At 48.3% G+C, this 16,932-nt stretch carries 21 protein-coding genes; 5 read left to right on the forward strand and 16 right to left on the reverse strand.

Annotated features, from left to right (window positions below):
- Nucleotides 1-12: 12 nt before the first annotated feature.
- From CALK_RS02255 to CALK_RS02275, 5 genes are read right to left on the reverse strand one after another with little or no spacing between them, the layout of a single operon-like run.
- Complete coding sequence (locus CALK_RS02255; protein WP_022636020.1) at nt 13-384, reverse strand: YraN family protein; 372 nt, start codon at nt 382-384, stop codon at nt 13-15.
- Nucleotides 381-1,418, reverse strand: coding sequence for a serine/threonine protein kinase (locus CALK_RS02260; RefSeq protein WP_022636021.1), 1,038 nt, complete (start codon nt 1,416-1,418; stop codon nt 381-383). Before CALK_RS02260 ends, CALK_RS02255 begins: the two co-directional genes overlap by 4 nt.
- 2 nt (nt 1,419-1,420) lie before the next feature.
- Nucleotides 1,421-1,990, reverse strand: coding sequence for a guanylate kinase (gmk, locus tag CALK_RS02265; RefSeq protein ID WP_022636022.1), 570 nt, complete (start codon nt 1,988-1,990; stop codon nt 1,421-1,423).
- Nucleotides 1,987-2,253 (reverse strand): Trp family transcriptional regulator, encoded by a 267-nt coding sequence (locus tag CALK_RS02270; RefSeq protein WP_022636023.1) that lies wholly within the window; start codon nt 2,251-2,253, stop codon nt 1,987-1,989. The genes gmk and CALK_RS02270 overlap by 4 nt, the downstream gene beginning before the upstream one ends.
- On the reverse strand, nt 2,250-2,801 hold the full coding sequence (locus CALK_RS02275) for an RNA methyltransferase (protein WP_034636337.1): 552 nt from the start codon (nt 2,799-2,801) through the stop codon (nt 2,250-2,252). The genes CALK_RS02270 and CALK_RS02275 overlap by 4 nt, the downstream gene beginning before the upstream one ends.
- Before the next feature lie 75 nt (nt 2,802-2,876).
- Here CALK_RS02275 and CALK_RS02280 point away from each other — a divergent pair, with 75 nt between their 5' ends.
- Genes CALK_RS02280 through CALK_RS02295 form a run of 4 tightly spaced genes read left to right on the forward strand, consistent with a single transcriptional unit; the run spans nt 2,877 to nt 5,785 of the window.
- Nucleotides 2,877-3,683 carry an apurinic/apyrimidinic endonuclease family protein gene (locus CALK_RS02280; RefSeq protein WP_022636025.1) on the forward strand — a complete coding sequence of 269 codons (807 nt, stop codon included), beginning with the start codon at nt 2,877-2,879 and terminating at the stop codon, nt 3,681-3,683.
- A 12-nt stretch (nt 3,684-3,695) separates the two neighbouring features.
- Nucleotides 3,696-4,379 (forward strand): tRNA (adenosine(37)-N6)-threonylcarbamoyltransferase complex dimerization subunit type 1 TsaB, encoded by a 684-nt coding sequence (gene tsaB / locus CALK_RS02285; RefSeq protein ID WP_022636026.1) that lies wholly within the window; start codon nt 3,696-3,698, stop codon nt 4,377-4,379.
- The gene (locus CALK_RS02290) at nt 4,354-5,133 is read left to right on the forward strand and encodes a hypothetical protein (protein ID WP_022636027.1); all 780 of its coding nucleotides are present in this window, start codon (nt 4,354-4,356) and stop codon (nt 5,131-5,133) included. The genes tsaB and CALK_RS02290 overlap by 26 nt, the downstream gene beginning before the upstream one ends.
- Nucleotides 5,126-5,785 carry an endonuclease III domain-containing protein gene (locus CALK_RS02295; protein WP_022636028.1) on the forward strand — a complete coding sequence of 220 codons (660 nt, stop codon included), beginning with the start codon at nt 5,126-5,128 and terminating at the stop codon, nt 5,783-5,785. The genes CALK_RS02290 and CALK_RS02295 overlap by 8 nt, the downstream gene beginning before the upstream one ends.
- Before the next feature lie 67 nt (nt 5,786-5,852).
- Here the strand turns inward: CALK_RS02295 and cobA are convergent, their stop codons facing one another.
- The 7 genes from cobA to CALK_RS02325 are packed head-to-tail and all read right to left on the reverse strand — an operon-like array spanning nt 5,853 to nt 12,635.
- On the reverse strand, nt 5,853-7,799 hold the full coding sequence (gene cobA, locus CALK_RS11930) for a uroporphyrinogen-III C-methyltransferase (RefSeq protein ID WP_022636029.1): 1,947 nt from the start codon (nt 7,797-7,799) through the stop codon (nt 5,853-5,855).
- Nucleotides 7,774-8,697 (reverse strand): glutamyl-tRNA reductase, encoded by a 924-nt coding sequence (locus tag CALK_RS02305; protein ID WP_022636030.1) that lies wholly within the window; start codon nt 8,695-8,697, stop codon nt 7,774-7,776. The genes cobA and CALK_RS02305 overlap by 26 nt, the downstream gene beginning before the upstream one ends.
- Complete coding sequence (locus tag CALK_RS02310; RefSeq protein WP_022636031.1) at nt 8,690-9,142, reverse strand: precorrin-2 dehydrogenase/sirohydrochlorin ferrochelatase family protein; 453 nt, start codon at nt 9,140-9,142, stop codon at nt 8,690-8,692. Before CALK_RS02310 ends, CALK_RS02305 begins: the two co-directional genes overlap by 8 nt.
- A gap of 8 nt (nt 9,143-9,150) precedes the next feature.
- Nucleotides 9,151-10,734, reverse strand: coding sequence for an elongation factor 1-alpha C-terminal domain-related protein (locus CALK_RS02315; RefSeq protein ID WP_239638438.1), 1,584 nt, complete (start codon nt 10,732-10,734; stop codon nt 9,151-9,153).
- Nucleotides 10,667-10,987 (reverse strand): GTP-binding protein, encoded by a 321-nt coding sequence (locus tag CALK_RS13170; RefSeq protein ID WP_022636033.1) that lies wholly within the window; start codon nt 10,985-10,987, stop codon nt 10,667-10,669. Before CALK_RS13170 ends, CALK_RS02315 begins: the two co-directional genes overlap by 68 nt.
- A 24-nt stretch (nt 10,988-11,011) precedes the next feature.
- A complete protein-coding gene (cysD, locus tag CALK_RS02320; protein WP_022636034.1) occupies nt 11,012-11,920 on the reverse strand; it encodes a sulfate adenylyltransferase subunit CysD in 909 nt (302 codons plus the stop codon).
- A 13-nt stretch (nt 11,921-11,933) separates the two neighbouring features.
- Nucleotides 11,934-12,635, reverse strand: a complete 702-nt coding sequence (locus CALK_RS02325; protein WP_022636035.1) for a phosphoadenylyl-sulfate reductase — start codon at nt 12,633-12,635, stop codon at nt 11,934-11,936.
- A 178-nt stretch (nt 12,636-12,813) separates the two neighbouring features.
- On the opposite strand from CALK_RS02325, the gene CALK_RS02330 reads away from it, so the two are divergent.
- The gene (locus CALK_RS02330) at nt 12,814-13,680 is read left to right on the forward strand and encodes a hypothetical protein (RefSeq protein WP_022636036.1); all 867 of its coding nucleotides are present in this window, start codon (nt 12,814-12,816) and stop codon (nt 13,678-13,680) included.
- Between the two features lie 40 nt (nt 13,681-13,720).
- On the opposite strand, the gene CALK_RS02335 is transcribed toward CALK_RS02330, so the two are convergent.
- Genes CALK_RS02335 through CALK_RS02350 form a run of 4 tightly spaced genes read right to left on the reverse strand, consistent with a single transcriptional unit; the run spans nt 13,721 to nt 16,865 of the window.
- Nucleotides 13,721-13,957 (reverse strand): hypothetical protein, encoded by a 237-nt coding sequence (locus CALK_RS02335; protein ID WP_022636037.1) that lies wholly within the window; start codon nt 13,955-13,957, stop codon nt 13,721-13,723.
- A gap of 13 nt (nt 13,958-13,970) precedes the next feature.
- The gene (locus CALK_RS02340; RefSeq protein ID WP_022636038.1) at nt 13,971-14,984 is read right to left on the reverse strand and encodes an ATP-binding cassette domain-containing protein; all 1,014 of its coding nucleotides are present in this window, start codon (nt 14,982-14,984) and stop codon (nt 13,971-13,973) included.
- Nucleotides 14,971-15,678, reverse strand: coding sequence for a GTP-binding protein (locus CALK_RS02345; protein ID WP_022636039.1), 708 nt, complete (start codon nt 15,676-15,678; stop codon nt 14,971-14,973). Before CALK_RS02345 ends, CALK_RS02340 begins: the two co-directional genes overlap by 14 nt.
- A complete protein-coding gene (locus CALK_RS02350) occupies nt 15,675-16,865 on the reverse strand; it encodes an ABC transporter substrate-binding protein (protein ID WP_022636040.1) in 1,191 nt (396 codons plus the stop codon). Before CALK_RS02350 ends, CALK_RS02345 begins: the two co-directional genes overlap by 4 nt.
- Nucleotides 16,866-16,932 lie beyond the last annotated feature (67 nt).

Consider the following 16,932-nt stretch of genomic DNA (forward strand, 5'->3'; position numbering starts at 1 on the left):
ATCCTTTTTTTCTCACTTTGCAAGCATAATCCTGTTCTTACGAAAAAAAACGTTCTTATAATGAGTGATTTTTCCTGCGGATATGGTGATAACATCGATCCGTTCGGGGGAAGGAGCATGGTGTTTTTCTTTCACATAGCGCTCAGCCGTTCGGCGGATTCGTTCAAGCTTTGCCGGGGTTATTTTATCTTCGGCAAGCCCCACTTTTTTACTGCGGAGCAACTTCACTTCAACAAAGACAAGGCGGTTTTCGGGGGAAATTGTAACAAGATCAATTTCTCCAAATCGATCTGCCCAATTACGGCATATGATTCGGTAGCCCCGCCGTAACAAATACGCTGAGGCTGCATCTTCCCCGGACTTTCCGGTCTCACGGGTATTCATTGGACAATAAGATGTATTCCCAAGAGAATAAGAAGGATGAGAGAAATCCACTGCTGTCGCAGCGTATAGTACCAAAAGGATGTGCTGAAAAGGGGGTACACAAAGGGGTCTACCTGAATTTTGCCGGTGGCGGCACCGCGTCGATCTCCCATACGTCGATCCGTAATTCGTCGATTTATCGGAGTATCCTCTTTTTCTGGTTTCGCATATACACCGATATGTTCTTCCTGTTCAACCGTATCAAGATCATTTAATATTTCACCCACGGAGGAGTAGCGCTCTGTGCGCCCCTTTTTTAGACATTTAAGAATAATGAGTTCTAATCGTTGTGGCATGTTCTTGCGATGTCGTGAGGGGTGCTGCGGAATATCATGAACGTGGCTGTATACAATAGACAGTGGTTTCTCTCCGGAGAAGGGGACATCTCCTGTGAGCATTTCATAGAGAACTATGCCGAGGGAGTAAATGTCGGTACGATAGTCAAGGGGGTCTCCCGAGGCCTGTTCTGGTGACATGTACTCAGGAGTGCCCACGGCCATTCCGGCTCGGGTTATTTTTTCCGTAAATAACTGGGCAATGCCAAAGTCTGATATCTTACACACGCCAGACGAATCAATTAAAATGTTTTGCGGTTTAATGTCCCGATGGACGATTTTTCGAGCATGGGCATATTGAAGGCCGCGGCAGATCTGTTTTGCATAATCAATAACAAGCTCTATATGAAGGCCTTCAGCAGGAATGGCTTGGTCAAGTGAAAATCCGTCGATGTACTGCATGGAAAAATAGGAGAGACCATTTTCCTGCCCATAATTGTAGAGGGAGACCACATTGGTATGATCGAGCCGTGATATTGCCTGTGCTTCAAGGTGAAACCGCTGCCGCGCCGTAGGATCTTTTTCGCCACGATCAAGGAGCACCTTTAGGGCAACTTTACGCCCAAGCGGTTCCTGTATGGCGCTATACACATCTCCCATGCCCCCTTTACCGAGATGTTCGAGGATGGTGAAATCTCCTACTTTTTTCAGAGCCGGCATACTTAACCTTTATTCAGGGTTATTATTTTTTCAACCTTCCGTACTGTCTCTTCTAAGACATCATTAATAATATAATACGTGTAATTGCCGGCGTGGCGTGCAAAGTCCGTTTCTTTTTTTGCGTTCTCCAGGCGGATACGCAAGGCTTCCGGAGATTCCGTATCCCGCATTTGGAGTCGTTTTTTAAGTTCTTCAAATGAGGGAGGTTCGATAAATATGCCAATGCTGTTTCGGTAATGTTTATCCAGCTGAACTTTTCCCTGAACGTCAATATCCAGAAGGACGGTTTTGCCTTCTTCTATCATCTTATCGATAAAAAAACGAGGCGTGCCGTAATAATTGCCATGAACTTGCGCCCACTCTATAAAACCGTGGCGTGCGACCTCAGCTTCAAATTCCTTAGGAGTGTAAAAGAAGTAATCAACCCCATGTTTTTCTCCGGCTCTGGGTGCGCGCGTTGTTCCTGATATGGAGTATACCAAGTGGGGAAGCCGTTTTTTAAGCTCTCGAAGTACCGTGGTTTTTCCTGCTCCTGAGGGGGACGAAAATACGAAGAGCTTTCCCTGTGTCATGCGAGTGTCCTTTCCAGAAATTTTCGTGATATTGAGTTTGGATCTTTGAGTATCTTGTTTCCTCGGGTTACCTTGCAGAGGCTGATCTTTAAGTCCTTGGCAATTTTACGCTGCGTATCGCCACGGTGGAGTCGTTTTATGAGCTCCCACCTGAGCAGTAGGGTTTCTTGTTCCTTGTCGGTAAGGAGCTCGCTGAATAGTTGCGGGATCTCCTCAGGGTGAGTTTGTTGGAAAATTTCTGCAAATTCTTCGAGAGACGTCATGGGGTATTCCTTTCTGTAAAGACCTCCATTTTTTCAAGGATGGTATATCCCAGAACGGAGCATGCCGTAGCAACGTTCAGGGAGTTTTTATATCCAAATGTTGGTATTTCAATAAGCAAATCACACGCTTTTAAAACGGGCTCGCTGATTCCGAGGGCCTCGTTTCCAAGAATAAGGGCAACCTTGCGAGGGGGGCGAACCTCTGTGTAGAGGTGGGAGTGGGAGGTTGTTTCTGCTCCCCAGAGATGAATGTCCTGTGCGCGGCAATGGGCAACAGCGTCCATGGTTGTAGGAAAATGCCGCCATGGTACGTAGTCGATGGTTCCCAGAGAGGTTTTTGCAAGTTTTGTATGGGGGGGGTAGGCGGTGTAGCCACAAAGAAAAAGCTCTGCCACTCGCATGGTATCGGCTAAGCGAAAAATCGCACCGACATTGAACGCACTTCGGAGATTATCCAGGATTATATAGAGGTTGTGACGTGGCAGAGCACGATACTCTTCTACGGGGATATCTACATCAAAGGTACGAACTGTGAAGTTTGTTTCCATATCACCTTTTTTTAATGCCACGGGAAAGCCCTTTCATGTTATATTTTGTATAAAATATGTTATCAAAGGAGTAAGATGGGAGCTCAAAAAATTGGGGTTGCCACCTCGATATATAAAGACTGTGGTTTTGATTCTCAGAAAACAATTGATTTTGTTCGTGAGACTGGTCTTTCTTTGGTGCAGTTGTATATGAATGAAGAGTTGGAAAAAGATGCGGCCGAGACGGAGCGTCTGCGCGACCTCTGCTCTACTGAAAAAATAACACTTCTCTGCCATTCTCCCTACGACCTTAACAAAGCAGTTTTATCGCACAGTAGGCATATTGCATCTCTTAACAGAATCTTTCCAAGAAATCAAAAAAAATACGTGGTATTTCATTTTGATGAGACAGCCTCGGTGGATGATGCTCTGTCAGTTATGGAGATTCTCAACAATAATGGGATAACGGTCTGTTTAGAAAATTACTTCCGGTTTCATGACAGAGATAGTCTAGTGAGTAATATTACTCTCTATACCCGGCTTATCCACCGTGCTGCGGAATTAAAACGGGATTTTGTTCCTCTAATAGATATCCCCCGTTTTTTCATAGCACCCTTTGCGGTGTTTGATCCGCTCTTTATTTGCGAACTTGTTTTAAATAATATTGCCTATGCACGAAAAGAGATTTTCCTCCATCTCATTGATGTAACAGATACTCGTCAACGCCGTGAAGATTGGTGTCCTGTAGGAGAAGGGATTCTTTCCTATGATACGATTTTTACCCTGTTACAGCGATATGCCATATCTGTTCCCTACACAATCCTCGAATATGAAGAGGTAGAGCCGGCCTTAGCAAGTTTGCCGGAGGTGTCTCGTTTGCTTAATATTCTTCATGTGGAATAAGAAGGAGGAGTTGTGATTTGGAGCTTGGGAATTGATACCTCATCTATTGCGTTGAGCGTAGGACTTTACAAAGATACCGCCCCCTTTTTAAGTAATACCCGGTATGAACAGCACGGCCACTCGCGACATATTGTTGCCATGGTGCGTTCTCTTTTTTCTGCAGGTGAGCTTTCAATGGCAGATATTTCCCGAGTGGGCATTACTACAGGGCCGGGGTCTTTCACAGGGCTTCGAGTGGGAATTGCCTTTGTGAAGGGACTCTGTATGGAGTCAAACACGCCCATTTATTCCTTCAATACCCTGGAGATAATAGCCAACTCCCTCGGGTGGTTTTCCGGTGTCCTTGGCATCGCCCTTGATGCGCGGCAAGATCATGTGTTTTTTGCTACCTACACACGGGAAGGAAGCACCATTGTTCCTGTGCAGGCACTAGAACGTATTCCCGCAGACAGCTTCTATACTGCCGCTAAAGCGTGTGATACCGTGGTCTACGATACCATGGGGTTTACCCGTAGCACTGTTTTTAGCCCGCTGCCGGATATCACCAATACTATCGATCTTGCCCAGTTGCATCTTTCACGTGGCCTTGGCGTGGCAAAATGTGCCGCTGGTACTCAGAGATCACCCCTGTCATCTCTTGAAGTATGCCCAGATTATATGCAGGAATCCTATGCAGAAAGGAACCGCCCTCGGTGATTTTTTCGTTGCTATTTTTCTTTTTTTGCTTGGGAATCTTTACGGTGGAGAGGAATCTGTTGAAACCACGGAGGTGGCGTATCACGGCTTTCACCTTGGTGCTGGCTGGCAGTTTGGTTCTTGCGACATAACCGCTTCTTGGGTGCGTGCATATACAGACGTGGGAGAGAAGCGTCTTGATTCATTGCGTGAAATGGAAGCCGGCAACTATCGATTACGTTCGTTACAGGATCCGGGGAGTCATGCCAATAGTTTTTCCATATCTCTGGGATATACCTTTCATATTGATTCACTACAGGCTATTTCCGTGAGCGGACTGTACGGTTTTAGCCGTAAAACCCTCTCTTATGAAATTCGCGATCTTCTTGATACCTCGTTTGCATTGCATGAGGAGTATCGTCTCTGGCATCATCGGGGCGGAGTACGAGTCCGTTTTTTTCACGGGTTTCTCCCGGAACTTTTCTCTATTTCAGGTTATGAGCAGGGTGGTATTTCTTTTTCAGCAGGACTCCGTACGGATCTGTTTTCTCACGGAAGTCGTTCTCTTGGGTGGGGGGGGCTTTGGGGCGCTTCTCTCTATGGGGTGCGTCAGAGCAATTTTGGATCTGCTCGAAGAATATCCCTCGGCTATGAAGGGGGACGAACGATCTCTCAAGGATCTCTGGAAAAGCTTATCCCGGGTAAGGATGAAGCTGGGGGACATTTTTTTCATACCATGATACTTCATGTGGAGGTCTTTTTAACGGATGAATAAGGAAGAACGACTTGCTCGTATTTATACCTATCTTGAAAGGCTGTTCTATTCCCATAAAATGCCTGTTATTGACCTTATGAAAGTGGGAGGTGAGTCTCCATTCCGCCTTCTCGTTGCAACGATTTTGAGCAGTAGAACAAAAGATGAGGTGACCTCTCAAGCAGCAGCGCGGCTCTTTGAGAAAGCTGATACCCTTGAAGCGTTGGCGCGTCTTTCTGAAAGCGAAATAGCTCAACGTATTTATCCCGTGGGGTTTTATAAAACAAAGGCACGACATCTTAGAAAATTGCCGGAGGTTGTGTTACATCAGTTTGGAGGAATCATTCCCCACACGATGGACGAACTTGTGTGTCTTCCTGGGGTTGGTAGAAAAACAGCTGCTCTTGTTGCGGCCACGGCTTTTGATCAAGATACAATTTGTGTTGATACCCATGTGCATCGTATTACAAATCGTCTTGGCTTTGTGAGCACGAAAACGCCGGCTGAAACAGAGCGTGCTCTCATGGAATATCTCCCTGTACAGTATTGGAAAAAGACGAACGCCTATTTTGTTTCTTTTGGACAGAATATCTGTCGGCCCGTGGGGCCACGGTGTACGGAGTGTTCCTTACAGGATTTATGCCCATATTATGCGGGCAAAGATCAGTCATAAGAGGCGACTTCGGGGGGGGAAGCCGTTTCTCTTCCGCCGCATACTCTTCTTCCTTGTTTTGCTTTTTTTATAATGTGTGTTTCCTCATGGGCCATCGTACGATGCGGGAGGAGGGTACTCCCTGGTTCATAAGATGCTTCTTTGTGGGATCGCCGTATACAAGGCAGGTGCAGTGAGAGGGTATTTCTGTGTAGATATCAAGAAAGGCATCCACGGTACTGGCGGAGGTAAAAAACAGTGCATCAAAGCGGGTCAGGGATATCTTTGGCTGGGTGCGAAAAAGAGTGTCATACACGGCAAGGGGATATACCTTCTCAATGCTATGGAGGATATTGTCTGAACGATTTGAGCAGGGGTACAGCCACGATGCGGCATCGCTTCTTATTATTTCCTCGGCAAGATGCTGAGAATCGGCCACGGGGGGGATGTAGTCAACGGATATGTTTCGGCGCTGCAATTCATGAGCTGTATGGGGCCCCACGGCAGCTACACGTACCTTTGACGGGATGTCCCAGCGGGAAAGGTAGTGTTCCACGCCCCCGTGGGAGGTGAAGAGTATTCCCTCAAAATCAACTGACGGAAAGGTTGCCCTGCGCGACTGGAGCTGTATGAGAGGATAGGGGCAGATCCGGCGGGGAAGATAGACCCGCTCCGGTGAAATTCCCGTAAAAAGAATGCGGGGAGATTCTTCTACAGAGGTGGCACAGGGGCCGGCGATATAGATTCCCGGCGGGCGAAGCTCAATCTGAGGAAGGGCTTCCACGGTGGTGTGTTCAATTTGTTCGTCAGGCCAGGCGGTGCGATGGACCGCCACAACGGGATCGGCGGGATCAAGGCCGCGGCGAAGAAGCTCTGCCTTCACCTCTTCAGGACGGGAGGTACCCATAAATACAGCCTGGGTTGTCCGATGCTTTTCTTCTTCCGTGGTGTTTTTCCCGTAATGAGCGGAAAAGGCGGCAAAGCCGCCGGCGGTTTCACGAAGGGTAAGGGGTATACGGGCCGCAGCGGCGGCTGCCTGAAAAGAACTGATTCCGGGAATCACCTCACAATGGATATGTTCCCGTCGGGCCGCCCGTATCTCCTCCCCACCCCGTGAAAAAAGCAATGGATCTCCGCCCTTGAGGCGCACCACCCGTTTTCCCCTTCGTGCTGCTGCAAGGAGCCGCGCTGTTATATCCTCCTGGGGATGCGAATGTTTTCCCTTTCGCTTCCCAACAAAGACAGTCTCACGGGTACAGTAGTCCAGGAGACGGGGGTCAAGGAGGGCGTCGTAGAACACAATATCTGCACTTTTCAGGGCAGAAACGCCCCGCAGGGTGAGGAGGTCCGGTGCACCGGGGCCAGCTCCCACAAGGGTGATACGTCCCAGATTTTTACGGCTGTCATGTTCGTGAAGGAGTGCAAGGAGCGGATAATTATTCTCACGGCAGACAAGGCCCAGTTTCCCCTGCAGGGGATGCGTTTTAAGGGGAAGCCGTTCTGTTATAAGATCTTTTTTCCCCAGGCGAAGAAGGGCACACGTTGCGACGATTATGGCATCAACCTCTTCCCGCTCAAGATAGGCAAGACGCTCTTCTATGGAGCCGCGGATGGATACAATCTCAAGGTCGGGACGCAGGGCAAGAATCTGATCGCGGCGGCTTTGGGAGCTGGTGCCGAGGCGAGCCTTTTTGGGGAGTTTTGCAAGGGAGAGTCCGGAGCGGCTCACCAGGGCATCCGATGAGTCTTTTCCCTCTGTATGAGCCCCAAGGACAAGGCCGGAGGGGAGTTTTTCGGGCATATCCTTGGCCGCATGAGCTCCTATGTCAATGGTTCCCTGCAGTATTTTTTCATCAATATCGGCGGTAAAAAAATCGTCCCGCAGCCCTGACGTCATAAGGGAGGTTGTTTTATCCCGGTCGCCGGGGGAGTCAAACCAGTGAGGTTCCCATTCCACGTGCGGGAAAAGGGCGGATATCTCCTCTACCTGAGCCCGGGCAAGGGGGCTTTTACGACTTCCGATTCGTAGCTTCATGATAGTGGCCTCCGTAGAAGAGTTGACGGGTAAAACAGGAGCGTTCGAAGGCGGCGTATTCCTCATCAATAATTTTCATGGCAGGGAAAATCTCTTTTTGCCGTTGTCCAAGGGAGTGGGAAATCTTTTCCTCCACATCCTCTGTGTTGTAGAGGGTGTAGCTGTGGCCGGTTCCAATTTCCGGGGGAATATCCCGGGGAACGGCAAGATCAATAATCAGGCGGTGCACCCTGTCCCGGGGGAAATCTTCCGGGGTAAGGAGGTAGTGCGGTGCCCCTGTTGCCGAGACAATAACAGTCTGTGCGGGAAGTATGGTTGCAAGATTTTTGAGGGGAACCCACGATGCATTATAGGTGCCGCAAAGGGGGAGGGCATGTTCCTTTGTCCGGTTGCAGAGGGTGAGGAAAAAACACTCACGGCGAAACAGATGGGCCAGAATCTGCCGGGTTATATCCGTTGTACCCACTACGAGAAACCGATTTTCCGGCCTGAGGAATCCCGTTTCCTCCATTACTTTCAGTGCTCCGTGGGCATGGGAGATGGCACCCCGGGAGAGGTTGGTTTCCCGGCGTACGCGCTTTCCCGTCCGCAGGGCTGCCTGAAACAAATGATGGAGTCCCGGTGAAATATATCCCTCCCGGACAGCGCTCATGTAGGCACGTTTTACCTGCCCCTGGATGTGATTCTCCCCGATAAGGGAGGATTCCAGACCGGCAGTTACCCTGAACAGGTGGAGCGCCACTTCTCTGGGGGCTCGTCCGGTTCCCCGATAGAGCTCCACGCGGTTGCAGGTATGGAGAAGAACATGCGGCCCCGTGCACAGCGGCTGTATCTGGTGCAGGAGGTCTTCCCGCTCTTCCAGTGTCAGAAGCTGGTCACCGCCGATCTTCTCAATCATTCCTTCCCCCTGCGAGAAAATCCCTGATGCGATTTCGCAGGGCAATGGATGCCCGCGGATTTGTTGCGTTTGAAGTGACCCCCACACTCATTTCCCCCTCGCGGTACAGGGCAGGAGAGACAAAGTCACAGTGGGAAGGGTCGTCCACCACATTTACCAAAATCCGTCGTTGCTGTGCATCATGGCCGATTTGCTGGTTTTTGCTGCGATCGTTTGTGGCTGCATAGACAATATGGGCTCCCTGAAGAAGATCAGGGTGATATTCCCGCTGCTCATGCCAGATAAGGGGAAGCTGGCGAATTTCCCCGCATACCTCCCGGGCAAAGAGCTCCACAGAGGCCTCATAGGCACAGAGGGTGCGTGCCTTTTGCAATGCCACGGATCCGCCGCCGATAATAACAACCCGCCTGTTTTTGAGATTGAGTCCCACCGGAAGATATGCCATTACTTCTCCTAAATAGTGTATTCCGGTAATATATCTTCTTCCTTCAGCTGTTCATATATCCTTATGACAGCCTTGTCTACGGAGATATCCTCAGGGAGGATCAGGTTGATTTCTTTACGGGGGAGGGGCGTGTCGCCGCAGGAAATGACGAAAAACTCATGAGGTGCTGCAAGGTGGCGCATCTGTTTCAGGTCGTAGGCATGAACCAGATCCAAGGGAGTGATAAAAATAAGACCTGCATCGGTGAGGATCCGGGATAGCTCCCCCAAACGACGGATATGTTCATCCCTGTTAAAGGATGCATCCTGCACATCAGAATCAAGGCCGCCCTTTATATTTGACATGCCGAGATAGTAGGGAGCAAAGCCGGCGGAAAAAAGGTATTTTTCAAGGGCCCGGGCTATGTCCCGCTTTAGCCCCCTGTCTGTACCAATACACAGGACCGTTTTTCCCCGATGGCCATACCGCGCATGGCGTTTTTTTTGTGTTACCAGCCCCGTTTCCCAGAAGAATTCACGACGCTGAACATGTGCCTCCAGACTTTCGTCACCGGTGTCGTCAAAGCTCTTTCCCTCCAACACCATACCGGCTGCGACAGTACCATGATGGAGGGGATCGATAATTATAAATGCGCCGGTTTGAGGGTTTTTGCTGAAGGGGTCAATATATATCGGCTGGGTGGTACTGAGGCGGATGCGACCGATTCCGTTGAGGGGGAGGGAGTTGGCCTCTTCTTTCTCCAGAGTGTTTACATTCACGGCATAGACAAGGGAGTCCACCCGCGCTTTTATGGTACGTCCGCAATGGCGAAGCAAAACGGGGGTTCCCGGGTGAAGGGGGGATTCACTCATCCAGACGGTGACCGCTTCAAAAAGAGAACGTACCTGTGGGGGATTGTGGGGATGTACCAGCATATCACCGCTGCTGATATCAACCTCATCTGAGAGGACAAGGGTTACGGCCTGACCGGCAAAGGCTGAATCCAATGAGCCGTCGGCAGTAACAATTTCCTGTACCGTGGTTTCCCGGCGCGAGGGAAGGACCTGTATTTTGTCTCCCCGGTGTATCGCGCCTGAGGCAACAGTTCCTGAAAAACCGCGAAAATCAAGGGTTGGTCGGTTTACATACTGCACGGGGTAGCGGAAATCCGTAAAATTTTCCCCCTTATGAACGGGGACTTTTTCCAGACGTGGCAAGAGAGGTTCATCCGTATACCAGGGGGTATTGGAAGACGGGTTAACCACATTGTCGCCCTTGAGGGCGGAAAGGGGTATAAAATAGATGTCTTCAAAATCCATCTCCCGAGAAAACTCCTCAAAATCTTTGCGAATACGTGCAAAGACCTCTTCGGAATAGTCCACAAGATCCATTTTGTTTATCGCCACCACCACCTGTTGTATACCCAAAAGAGATACGATAAAGCTGTGGCGTTTTGTCTGAGTGATTACTCCCTTTCGGGCATCAATCAAAACAACGGCAAGTTTTGCCGTGGATGCCCCCGTTGCCATATTACGGGTGTACTGTTCATGTCCCGGCGTGTCGGCAATAATAAATTTTTCGTGCCGGAGTGGAGAAGTAGCGGTAGGCAACATCAATAGTAATTCCCTGTTCGCGCTCGGCCTTTAATCCATCAAGGAGCAGGGAGTAGTCAAACTCTTCGTCCCCCTTATTTTCGCGGTTTTTGCTTTCCTCCCCCAGCTTAGCCAACTGGTCGTCATAGATTAGCTTGCTGTCAAAGAGCAGGCGGCCAATGAGGGTGGATTTTCCGTCATCCACGGAACCGCAGGTGATGAAGCGAAGAAGGTCCTTGTGTTCGTGCGTATCAAGAAAGGTGTCGATATTCATGGTGTATCCTCTTTACCGGTTGATTTAGAAGTATCCTTCCCGTTTTTTCTGCTCCATGGAACTGTCTCCATCATGGTCGATAACCCGTGTGGATCGTTCGGAATCACGGGTTTCCATCATTTCTGCAACGATTTTTTCCACCGTATCTGCCTCAGACTCCACCGCCCCTGTCAGGGGATAGCACCCCAGGGTTCTGAAACGGACTTTCTTCATGTGGACCTCCTCCCCTTTCCTGAGGGGAAATCTCTCATCATCCACCATAATGAGGGTGCCGTCACGTTCCACTACGGGGCGCTCCTTTGCAAAATAGAGGGGGACAATCGGGATTTTTTCAAGGCGGATATACTGCCAGATATCAAGCTCTGTCCAGTTTGACAGGGGAAAAACACGGACGCTTTCCCCTATGTTGAGTTTGCCGTTATAGATATTCCACAGTTCGGGACGCTGATTTTTGGGATCCCACTGGTGGTGGGTATCGCGAAAGGAGTAGATACGTTCCTTTGCCCGGGACCGTTCTTCGTCGCGGCGCGCGCCCCCAAATGCACAGTCGTAGCGCCCCTTATTCAGTGCCTGAAGCAGGGCCTGGGTTTTCATAATGTCGGTATATTTTCTGCTTCCCAGTGTAAAGGGGGTTGCTCCCATTTCAATGCCGTCGCGGTTGATGTGTTCCAAGCATTCCAGACCGTTTTCTTCGCAAAAGCGATCACGGAAGCTGATCATCTCCCGAAACTTCCAGGTGGTATTTATATGGAGCAGTTTAAAGGGGATTTTTCCCGGATAAAAGGCTTTTTGCGCCAGGCGGACCATAACCCCTGAGTCCTTCCCAATGGAGTAGAGCATGACAGGGTTTTCAAACTGGCTGACGGCGTCACGAATAATATGGATGCTTTCTGCTTCCAGTTGTTTCAGCTGGCTGAGGGAATAATCGGTCATAGCCTTTCCTTTCCTATTGTTTATGCAATCCGCACTCTTTGTGCTCAGGATCTTCCCACCACCACCGTCCGGCACGGATATCTTCGTCGGGGCCTATGGCGCGGGTACAGCAGGCACACCCAAGACTGCGAAACCCCTTTTTCTGCAGGGGATTAAAGGGTATATTCTCACGGTGGATAATTTCCCACACCTCTTGTTCGCTCCATTCCAAAAGGGGATTGATTTTCCATATATTCCAGTTATTGTCCCATTCGACGCGTTTCATAGATGTCCTCGTGGGGGCTTGCTCGCGTCTTAGGCCGGTAATCCAGCAGTCTGCCGTGTAAAGAATTTTCTTCAGGGGTTCTGTTTTCCGTATGCGGCAGCACTCCTTACGGGCTTCCACGGAGGTTCTGAAAAAATTGGGCCCCTCCCTGGCAATAACCGGTGCAAGCTCTGCTGCATCGGGAAATCCCACTTCACAGGAGTAATTATATTTTTGCAGGGTATAATCCATGACATCGTAGGTCTCCTGAAAAAGGCGTCCCGTATCCAGGGTGAAAATCCGGGCATTTTTCTCCTGTGAGAGAAACATCCAGGTGAGAAGCTGGTCTTCAATGGAAAAACTGCTGGCCAGGACAAGCCGTTTCGGCGAAAATGTTTGTAGTGCCCAGGTAAGGAGCTCCTCTGTTGTGAGTTTTTTTGTGTCTGCTTCATAGGTTGTGGGTGTACTCATAACCAAATCCTTATAAAATACATGTGCAAGATATACATTTGTGGTTTTTATGTCAACTTTTTTTTAGAGTTTGACAGTATTAAAGTGATTCTAATATCCATAGCACGTTTTTTATTGTAATTTTGGTTTTTATAGTACTATCTATGCACTTACAAATAACGTATCAGTGAGGTTTCTCATGTATATTACGATGATAGCGGTTGCAGCAGTGCTCATGGCTATGACGTCTCTCTATGGTGAAGAACGGTATTATGACTGGATTCATGATCAGGAGGTGGGGGTTTCACAAGATCCTTCTAACCCGATTGTATCGGATATCCAGATTGATCTGCAGGATTTTGATTTTTCTCAGCGTGAAGTAGATTTAGGAACCGGGGTTGAGTTTACCTTTGGAGAGCGTGGCACCTCTCTGACCATTCCCGTACGCTATGCTCCTCTCTGGGCCCCGGGGTTTAGTTTGCAATCCTATATTCCGATTATCTTTGGCAAGGAATATATAAACGATGATTTGGAAGAAGATACTAAGACCGGTTTGGGAGATATCTCCTTACGAGTTACCTATTTTCAGATTCTGGCAAACAACCTGCATATTGGTGGGGGTATTGGTACTATGTTGCCCACAGGCGAAGACTATATCCTTGGTGCAGGTACATTTGGGTTCAATACAAACCTCACCATTCATTATCCAACGCCTCAGGGGTTGCTTACGGCATCAGCCTATTATAGCTGGCGACTTGATGACGATATGGAGTATGAGACTTTTAAACACCCGTCCATTTGGAGTTTTAATCAAGGGTATAAGCATTTTATCTGGCAGGGGTTGTCTGTTTCTGCGGTATCCAAGGTTAGTATGCTTGTGGGAAGAGACTCATGGGGAGACGACGACAATTTTGTTTTTTGGGATCTCTCACCGGTTATGGCATATGAAACACAGATTCCTCTTGTAAATTCTGTCTATGGGCGGGCACAATTTCCCGTGGCAGAAAGCGAAGATTGGATTGAACGGGATCCTTCCTTTCATATTGGGTTTAACTCATTCTTCTAAGGATGAACGCCGGGGTAATTCCCGGCGTGTGAGTAGCACTCTACGGTGCTATGCATACAATTGCAGAAGCGTCATGTCCATGACACGGTGTGACGGCATGAATAGCTCCGCAGGAGGGGCATGGTGTCTCATACCGCTCAAAGAAAATCTTTTCGCCACACTGCTTACACGCGATATGTAGCGGCATGGGAAGATAGTGATTTGAAAACCCCATCATCCGAACTTTTTCTACCACTTCGATATTTTCTGCAAAACTTCCTGAACATCCTTCGTGCATTACATACTCCTTTTTAAATAATACATTTTGTTAAGCGTTCTCCCTGTCGCAGCAGTGTTCGCATTCGCTGTATGGCAGTATCTACGGCTTGTATTTCTTGCAACACCTGTTGTTCGGCAGCATCGGTGTACATGCGTTGGGCAATGCCTCCGTTTCGTATGACGAGACGCACATCTCCCATAAGTGCAAGAAGGGGATCGTGTGTAGCCATGAGCACAATCTTTTCTTTTGAGAGAAGCAGGGATAGCGCTTTCTCACGATCTATACCGGCATTCTCAATTTCATCAATTAAGACAATGGGAGAGCTGCTCAATATGGCGGTGTCTGCAATCATCAAGGCACGAGACTGTCCCCCAGAAAGACTTGTAATTGGGGTGGTTTTGTCAAATTCCTCTCCTGCCAAATTATTTGCTTCTGCGATAATAGACGTGACTACCTTTTCCTTTTCTGTTATGAGGCGGCTTTCTGCGTGAAGGGTTATAAATTCTTCCACAGAGAGATCCATAACAAAGTTCATATTTTGAGAGAGTTGGGCCACCATCTTATGCGTGTGAGAGTAGCGCCACTCCATTTTTGGCGGTTGCCCATTTATTAAGAGTGACCGTCCCGTGGGGGTATCACCCTGGGCGAGCCACTCAATATCTGCGAGAAGACGGCTTTTGCCAGATCCTGTGGGGCCCACAATAGAAATTATTTCTCCCTTTGAAATAGTAATTTCATCAAAGGATTCGGGGTGGCCGCCTTTATCTCGTCCCGGAAGAAGCGTTAGGGTATCCAGGGAAAAGCTGTCGGTATCAAGAAAGGCCGCCATCTGTTCCAGATAGGTTTCTGCATCGGTCATAAGCGTTTCTTTATTTGTTCCCATATCTTCAAAAAAATCGGGATCTTGGTGTGCAAGATAGTCTGCAAGTGTTTGGGTCGTGTTGGGAACTTGAGGAAACAGTGCGGCAAAATACTCCTCCATGAAGGGGTAGTGCTGCAAAAGATCACTTAGGGGGTATGTACGAAGGGCATTATGAGGTTTCATAGGGGTCTCCAAGGGTTATTTTACGAACATTGCCAAGTTGATATTGATCTCCAATCTTTTTTTCACCGAGACAGTATGAGCACAGGGCTGAGGGCATAGGGTAACGAAGCTCCTCTTCTTTTACCGTAGAGATATTACGTTCCTTTTCCTGTAAAAGATGTCCCAGCTCGTAGGCACCCTGCCCCGTGAGGCCATTTACGTGAAGAATGAATGCCGTAGGGTTGACACGACTGACTCGAGCAGCAAATACTTCTCGCTCTGCTTGCGACACGATATCTCCTTTCGTGATAACCACAATGTCTGCACTTTTCAGCATGGGACCTATTTTATTGGGTGTATTAATGCCGCTGAGATTATCGATAACACATACTGCAGATATGTTTTTTATATAGGGAGAGCAGCGATTACACAGTCCGGCTGACTCTGTTATTATGGTCTCAAAGCCGTGTGTGATTCCCCACTGAACCGATTCTTCAATATTGCTGACAAAGTAGTGGTCGGGGCAGAGAGAGCCAGAAAGTCCTTTTCCCACAGGAATCCCCCGTGATTTGTACAGGGCCTCGTCGTCAGTGCTGAGACAGTCAAATTTGACAACGCCCACGGCATTTTTCTTTTTTCCCATTTGTTCAATCGTTTTAATAATAACAGCTGTCTTACCCGATGATGGCGGTCCTGATACGGTAATGAGATTCATTGAGAGCTCCTTTTTGAATACTCGTGATAAAAAAGTTCCTCAGCCCGGGAGATTTCTTCTCCCATGTTTTTAGTACGCAGGAAATCCCAACCAACCCAGAGAAAGGGGGCTTTTTCCGGTAGCTTATTCTCAACATCTGCATGTAGAGACGGAAAAAGGCCCTTATGTGCAAGTATCTCTCCTACTTCTTTTGATCCAAAAAACTCTACTATCTGGTCAGCCTCTGGCGGCATATCCCTGCGAGACAACATGAATATAGGGCTTAAAACAGCACCATCTTCTGGCCATACAACAGTTACAGTTGAGAGATTTTGGACCGTCTTGGTAAAGAAGTAGGGCATAATTGTAACGGCAGGTTTTGCCATTTTTCGTTGTGCCGATTTTACCATTTCTGATGGGTGCATATCCTGTTGCATTGCCCGTCCCAGTTGTCTTATAGCGTCGGGGCCATAGGCTTTTGTGAGGGAGAGAAGTATGGCATTGAATAGATCGAAATCGCCCACGGGGAGAGAGATAGAACCGGCAAACTCCGGAGCAAGTATGTCCTTCCATGATCGCGGAATATCTCGACCGGCAAGCTCTTCACAGTTTACCAGAAATACAGCGGGAACACCGGAAAGAATGGTGTAATTTCCTTCTGGGTCTTCCATGTCATATTGCGCAAAGGCGGGATTTTTACGTGTTCGTTTGAGACGGTCAGAAAAGACCCCTTCCGTGCGAAACCGTCCAATCTTATTCGTATCAAAAAACAGGTCAAAACCAGCGGAAATGAAAAGATGTGGGAGCTCTGTGGCGCTGGATCTTTGGGATATATTCTCAGCAATCCAGGATGTTCCCATACTTGCTGGTTTTAACTCAGAATGCAGAGTGAGCCCCGTGGTTTTCATGAATTTTTGAGCAAAGGTATCATAGGTTTCCATAAGAGGGATTTTTACTGGACAGGGGAGTATTCCCACAAATTCAATATCTGCGTCTTTATCAGAGGACGAGCGGAGAGTTTCAGTTTGAAGAGTTGCTAGAAATGCTTCTTCGTCGATTCCCTTTGTTTTTAGAATAGCTCTCAAGGATATTTGTGAACCGAACTGAGCCAGTTTTTCCTCCTGCACGAGGGCTTTTAGCCCTACGGAAATAAGGGCTTTTTTATTTCTGGATGCATCTGAAGTAGATGCGCTACGGGGTGTGTACAATCAATCTTCATGGTATCTCCTTTGGTATACGGGTCTCTCTAATATAGCACAAAAAGAAACTCTCTGA

The sequence above is a fragment of the Chitinivibrio alkaliphilus ACht1 genome (genome assembly GCF_000474745.1).
Classification (GTDB): Bacteria; Fibrobacterota; Chitinivibrionia; order Chitinivibrionales; family Chitinivibrionaceae; genus Chitinivibrio; species Chitinivibrio alkaliphilus.